At 64.9% G+C, this 6,155-nt stretch carries 7 protein-coding genes; 3 read left to right on the top strand and 4 right to left on the bottom strand.

The features are described 5' to 3' along the window. Positions 1-105: 105 nt before the first annotated feature. The 3 genes from HUA78_RS45430 to HUA78_RS45420 form a co-directional block, all read right to left on the bottom strand. Positions 106-405 carry a hypothetical protein gene (locus tag HUA78_RS45430; RefSeq protein ID WP_217442877.1) on the bottom strand — a complete coding sequence of 100 codons (300 nt, stop codon included), beginning with the start codon at positions 403-405 and terminating at the stop codon, positions 106-108. Positions 406-880: 475 nt separating this feature from the next. Continuing rightward, entirely contained in the window at positions 881-1,390 is a 510-nt protein-coding gene (locus HUA78_RS45425; protein ID WP_174463743.1) for a hypothetical protein, read from the bottom strand. Positions 1,391-1,646: 256 nt separating this feature from the next. Next, the gene (locus HUA78_RS45420; protein WP_174458903.1) at positions 1,647-1,814 is read right to left on the bottom strand and encodes a hypothetical protein; all 168 of its coding nucleotides are present in this window, start codon (positions 1,812-1,814) and stop codon (positions 1,647-1,649) included. An 878-nt stretch (positions 1,815-2,692) separates the two neighbouring features. On the opposite strand from HUA78_RS45420, the gene HUA78_RS45415 reads away from it, so the two are divergent. Both HUA78_RS45415 and HUA78_RS45410 read left to right on the top strand, forming a co-directional pair. Next, positions 2,693-3,013 carry a hypothetical protein gene (locus tag HUA78_RS45415; protein WP_174479096.1) on the top strand — a complete coding sequence of 107 codons (321 nt, stop codon included), beginning with the start codon at positions 2,693-2,695 and terminating at the stop codon, positions 3,011-3,013. Positions 3,014-3,055: 42 nt separating this feature from the next. Then, positions 3,056-3,379 carry a hypothetical protein gene (locus HUA78_RS45410; protein WP_174479095.1) on the top strand — a complete coding sequence of 108 codons (324 nt, stop codon included), beginning with the start codon at positions 3,056-3,058 and terminating at the stop codon, positions 3,377-3,379. A 181-nt stretch (positions 3,380-3,560) separates the two neighbouring features. Here HUA78_RS45410 and HUA78_RS45405 read toward each other — a convergent pair whose 3' ends face one another. Continuing rightward, the gene (locus HUA78_RS45405; protein WP_174479094.1) at positions 3,561-4,382 is read right to left on the bottom strand and encodes a hypothetical protein; all 822 of its coding nucleotides are present in this window, start codon (positions 4,380-4,382) and stop codon (positions 3,561-3,563) included. Positions 4,383-4,696: 314 nt separating this feature from the next. On the opposite strand from HUA78_RS45405, the gene HUA78_RS45400 reads away from it, so the two are divergent. Then, the gene (locus HUA78_RS45400; protein WP_174479093.1) at positions 4,697-4,990 is read left to right on the top strand and encodes a hypothetical protein; all 294 of its coding nucleotides are present in this window, start codon (positions 4,697-4,699) and stop codon (positions 4,988-4,990) included. Positions 4,991-6,155: the final 1,165 nt, after the last annotated feature.

Here is a 6,155-nt window from a genome sequence, read left to right as displayed (position 1 = left end):
CCTTCTCCTCCACCTCGGTCTCCCTGACCCGAACCTCTTCCACCACCGGTTTCATCGTCCCTGCCTGGGTCGCCCTGCACACTAAACTGCCGGGTACGGACTGGCTCACTCACGTTGGCAGAGAGGGCTGTTGCTGTTGAGCTGCGCCGCGGTGTTCGCCATCGGGTGTGGAGCGGCGCCGGCCGAGGTGTCCGATGAGCAGCGGGAGATGAGCGTGTCCTCGGAGACGCTGTCGACCTGCACAGCGTCCTGCGCAAACGGATCCGTCAGTTGCCCCTCGACGGCGACGACCTGTAGCGCGACGAACAACGTGGGCGTGACCTGTGACGGCGTCGCCATCGCCTGCCCGACAACGCCCCCCAATCCCCCTGAGCCGACATGCAGCGCTCCACAATGCTCGTACATGGAGCGCCAGGCCTGCTCGTCTACTCAGGGCGGTATCGTCCCCTGCTGCACAGACGGCTACGAGTTCTACTGCCGTTGCATCGGGAAGTGGCGCTGCGACATGGCCCTTACGCAGTAGCCTCTGCCACCGCTTCGTCAGCGATTGTACTCGCCGGTCCCTCCCACTCCGAGCACGGAGGACGCCAGGCGGAGGGCGACGTTCAGACGTCCATCCTCACAGGGAGCGCCAGAGGGTGCACTGCAGCATGGCTGGCCGTTCCGCCCCATGGGCCTGTGGGCCCATGGGGCGGAGGTACACGCACGTCAGGGCGTGCAGCGCGCGGTGGCGAACGAAGCCGACGCGAGGAAGCGCCCGAGGCACCCCGCCGATAGTGACGGCGGGGGCCTTTGACAGGGATTGCGACGGCACGAGAGCGCATGCGCCCGAGGCTGACCTATGACAAGAACACCGTCCGCCCCGCGCTGAGGCCGCGCATCATCTGCGGCCCAAGCTGATGACGATGATGATGGTGGTTCCGTTCGGGCACCTGAAGACGATGACGATTCTTCGGCGCATGAGCATGCCCTGGACATCCTCGATCTCCGTCCGGGCCTCGACCTGGGTTCGCTCGAAAGGGAGCGGCTTCGGAACGGTGACCGAGAAGGTCTGGAACGTCGCGGCGACCCGAGCGACCTCCTGCCCATCCTGATCGACAAGCCCCACCGTGCCTTCGTAGGAGCCCTCGCGGATGTCCTCTTCGTTCGCATGGGCGTTCAACGCATAGAAGCCCGCGGGGAGATCGAGCTCCGGCGCATCAACATAGACAAAGCCGACATCGACCCCATTCGGGAACTCCGTCGCGGGAACCTCCTCGAAGCCCGCGATGCTGGTCCCCGCGAAGGTGACATTCTCCGCGGTGGTGGTGACAATCTGCTCCTTGTTGATGGAGATGCCACGCTCATCCGCGGCGCTCGCCAGCTCCGCCGCAAGGTCGGTGCAGGCCATCGCCGGAAAGGGTTTGACGGTGACAGGCCGCAAGTACGTCGCAAGGCGACTCTCTCCCGCCCAAGCGGAGCTGGACACAAGGAAGAGCGCCACAACAAGGCTCGGGAGGCGGATGACTTGGGGATTCATGGATGGGTCCTTTGCGCAAAGACTGCTCAGCCAAACAGGGACACTGCCGAACCAGGGCCACAACACGCCCAACCGCACACGTCTGCAACGCCTCCTTTCTCCCGGATCGGGACGACAGTCTTCATCCTCACTCCCAAGACAATGTTGCCTTTCGGACGGCCCACGGTTCGCTATCTCCATGTGCGGCCTCCTGCGCACAGGAGAGGATTTCGCTTGAATCGAAAGCCCGCGGCACCACCCGTGCGTCGTCCAGCTTCTTCGGGATGCTGCCTTCCGGGAACAGCAGGCGCAGCACGTGGCCTGGATTCTCTCAGCGGCAGGCGGCGCATGCCGCGCCACCATGGATTCCACGCCGACCGTCAATCCACGGAGGCAGCACCTGGTGCCACCGTGCTGACGGGAGCAGCGGCCGACCACCCGACACGAACGTGGCGAAGCACAACGGCAGGCGACAAATAGTTGACTGGAGCAACTACTCACATTCCGCCACATGGAGTTCTCGGACTTGCCGTGATGCTCTTGAATTGCGTCCGACCTCCTGGTCGATAGGCGGACGCAAACCAAAGCGGAGGCAACCATGGCTACCGTGGGACTGCGTCGTTGTGCGTTGTGGGTTGGATTCGTGTGGGTGATGGCGTGCGGAGGCCCTTTCCCTGAGGCGTCAGAGTCATCCGATGCCATCGCCCACGAGGAGATGTCCATCGAGAGCGCCGTACCTGGAGCCGAACTCGCGTGCCCACTTGAGGTCGTGGAGGCCTGCGTTCCGGGCTGGTACACCTGCGGTGTCCGCTGCTGCAACGACACCCTGTGGGACTCTCAACAACTATGTGGCAATTGCCTCACATTTGCACACCGGAGGTGCGTAGACCAGGGCGGCCCGAAGCGAGTTCGCTGGACGCCGTAGAACACCACATCCACCGCACGACCCGCCCGGACACCGCCGACCCGTGAAGTCGCGGATGGCACCTCCGGGCTGGTCATTCCACCTCCACCTGGTCATCACTGACTCCGAATGCCGTGGTGCCGGATGCCGCCTGGCCGAGATGCTGCATCGCCTGACCCTTGCCATCAACGCGCTTCGCCTGCGCGTGTCGACGCGGGAGCGCATCATTCCGACCTCCGCAGGCAGACCAGGTAGAAGCCCTGATACGGTGAGTTCGTCAGGGGGTCGGCATGGATGCATTCCCGCTGTGGTTGGGCATCACCTTGAGCGGTACCGTCATTGTCCTCGTGGGCATCATCTTCTCGGAGCGGCGCGAACAACTGCGACTCCAACGCTGGGTCCAACCGCTTCGATGTCCGGAGTGTGGTGGGGAGTTCGCCCCCCCGTCGGTTGCCCGGTCCGCTCCGCCGCGAATGACTCCTTCACACGGCGCGTCCATCCCAGAGCTTCCAGCCCTGGTCCAGGCGACGTGCGCCGCGTGCGGACTCACCGCCGTCTTCACTGAGACGGGGGAGCCGAAGCGCACGTACCGTGCGTCTCCCGCGGCCTGAGTCGCGAAGCCGCACAGAGAACCGGCCAGCCAGGAAGTGTTCATGTACGACTTTCTGTATGCCTTCACGCTGTGGCTGGCGCTCACCGGCGTCGGCATCCTCCTGCTGTTCGCCCTCATCGGTATCGAGAATCGCGGCTACGAAAAGGAGAGGAAGGCCCTGCTCGATTCTCTCCGCTGCATTGCCTGCGGCGGCGAGAGCGACCCTGACGCCATCTGGGGGCCCGAATCCAGTCGGGTCAAGCGGGGCATGCCACAGCCACCTCTCCAGGTCGAAATGACGTGTGCGACCTGCGGGCTCGTCGCCATTCACACCGACAAGGGGGAATACGTGCGTACTGGCTCGCTCCTCCCAGACAGAGATTGAGCAAGGGCTCTTCACAGGGAACCTCCAGCACCACGCCCACAGCCCACGTCCTGGACGCTCTCGCGTGACGCCGCGAGTACTCGAGCAGCGCCCGCTGGTGCGCCAGCGACAGGCCAGAGCCGCCGCGACCCAGGAGGACAAGGCCGCTATCGCCCCTGCCCCAGCGCGCACAGGGACTGCGTTACGGCTTCGCTCCCCGGCGCAGGTCCCGGCTTCCGCAGTCAGCCAGGTGGAACGTCCCCGGGCGGCTCATGCGGGAGACGACGCGGGCGCCGACGTATGTGGCGAAGTCCGAGGGCCCGCCTTCCCTCCGCTGCACCGAGAGGTGGGTGGTGTACGCCGTCACCATGCCGGCCCTGTCCCGCCTGTCCACCAACTCCTCGAGGAGTTCCCGGTCGCGCCGGCCCAACTCCTCGCCCGGCAACCCATCGACGTCGTCCAGCACCAGGACGCGCACCCGGGTGGCTCGCTGGAGAAGCTGGTCGTCCTCCGCCTCATCGTCGCTGACGCGCTTCAGCTGCGACCAGCGCACGAAGAACCCGGCGGACGCGTCCCACACTGGCAGATGCTGGCCACTGCGTGGCTCGTGGCGCACCGCGGAGCGGAAGAGGTGGCACGCTCCAGCTGTCTTCCCCACTCCGGTGCCGCCAGACAGCAGCAGCGTGCGCAGCCCTTCCTGTAGCACGAGCCTCGCCGCGCGGAGGGCGGCCGTCTCCAACACCTTATCCCCGGTGAGGACTTCCACTGCCTCCGACGGGGCGGCACACAGCTTCAGGTGCAGCGGCCACGCATCGGCATGGGCGACCTCGAGCCGAACCCTTTCCGCCGCCTCGGCCTGCCGCAACTCCACCTCCCGCCGCTTCCAGTCAGCCTCGAGCTGGACCAGCCCCGCCGAAGGCTGCTCACGGGCCTGGGACATGGCCTTGCGCATCAGGTCCGCCAACCGCTGAGGCCCTTGTCGCCGGGGCTCGGCCGGCGCGGTCTTCTCGTCGTCTCGGCTCACAGGCTGTCCACCACTCCTTCCTGGTAGTCACCGGGGTTGGGGGTCATCCCCGCGTGCGCGCGGATGACGTCGACCGCATCGCGCGGGCGTGGCGTTGGCATTCCACCGCTCCACCAGGTCACGCAGGTTGTCATACCGCAGCTTGAGTCTGGCAGGAACGCCGTGCCCCCGTCGGGCAGCACCTCGTGGCCCCCGCCGCTGCCAGTGAGGGACAGCAGCGTCCGGGTGGTCCCATCGTCGACATGCTCCCACCCGTAGTCCTGTCTCCTGGCTTCGACAGAGACGCGCTCCACGTCGCCGAGCAAGGACTCGGCATGCAGCGCCTCCTGGGGCGGCAGCTCGCAAGGAGATGTCCGGCAACCAACCGATGGCTGACGTTCAGCGGATGCACCCTTCCGCACACCCCGCAAGGGAGCCGCCTCGCTGCCGATTTCGCCAAGGAGAACGAGCGCCCGGCGGCGCAGCGCGCCGAGCAGCAGCGTCAGCTCGAGGCCCAGGCGCCCACAGTGAAGCTCGCCGACGACTTCCTAGCCACCATGGCGAAAGCGAACGTCGAGTTCGACTTCGAGCCCGGCCCTCCGCGGCTGGCCTTCCCGATCATCGAGTGATCTCCCCGTCCACGCGGGGAGAGCGGCTCCGGGCATCCCAGGCCCGAACGACACTCCTCGAGCGCTTCCGCTTCTTCGACAGCTTCGTGGTCGACTTGGATTCGGTCACTTCCGGGCATCGGCTGTGGGCGGGGGCAGCAACATGCCCCGCCACAACCTGATGGCGACACTGAGTGGGATGGATGAACATCCACCCGGCCGCGACACGCGAACGAGCAAGCCCTGACGGAGAGTTCACTCAAATCAGAAATCAACCTTCGATGATGTGGCCAAGTCGAGAGACAGGAGTCACATCACTTGGCTCGACACCAGACTCCCCAGTCCATGCATCCATGCCCCGCCGGAAGCGTAATCTTGTTCAAGCCCTCCAGATACCAGTACTTTTGGCGCCAGGCTCCTCTGGTACAGACATCATCGTCAGCCGCCAGCGTATTCCGATAGAACACGAACCCACCCCAGTGCTGCCCCGTCGTCGGGTCATCGCTGTATGCGAAGAAGGGCTCAGAATTGTAGATTCTCTGCCCATAGGTCCAGTAGGTGCAGGTGACGCGAAGGGGCTCATCAGAGTTGACCACCATGCCATAGTCGTACTGTGCAGGCGGATAGCCAGGGAGCGTACACTTATCGCTCGCAAACTGACTCAAACTACCGCACGGGACCCAACCAGCAGCACGGGCCGGGCCTGAAGTGAGGGCAATGCCCGCCACAACGAGGCAAGAAAACGCGAATCGCCACTTCGACATGACGCGGTGCTCCTTTTGAAGGACTGCAGACCAATAACTATCCAGCCCCCAGGAGCATGCCGTTACAAGCACCACCACTGTGATTCGCCTGACGCTACTCACCAAGCCCTGTATTCCATTCAACTCCCACCGCGTCATTCCAGACAGGGAGGCACGCCTACCCCAGGCAGAACCAAGTGTACGCGCGGTTGCCTGTTGATTCCGTTGCAGGGAACCCGTCTGGCTGGAACGGCTCGCCCAGCACCTTGAGGACGACAGCGCCAAGGGCGCGCCAGCTTCTCGGATTCGGCTGGACGGTCAAGTCCCGAATCGTGTGTAGTTGGTTCGGAGGGGGAACGGGGGAGGAAGGCTCCTTGGCGGATTCATTCAGCGGTGTCTGGGTTTGAAGTCAGCAGGGCCATGTCGAGGTAGCGGCGGTCATC

Source organism: Myxococcus sp. CA033 (genome assembly GCF_013336625.1).
In the GTDB taxonomy this organism is placed as follows: domain Bacteria; phylum Myxococcota; class Myxococcia; order Myxococcales; family Myxococcaceae; genus Myxococcus; species Myxococcus llanfairpwllgwyngyllgogerychwyrndrobwllllantysiliogogogochensis.
The sequence above is the reverse complement of the archived record's forward strand: the minus strand, read 5'-3'. Positions and strand labels throughout refer to the sequence as shown.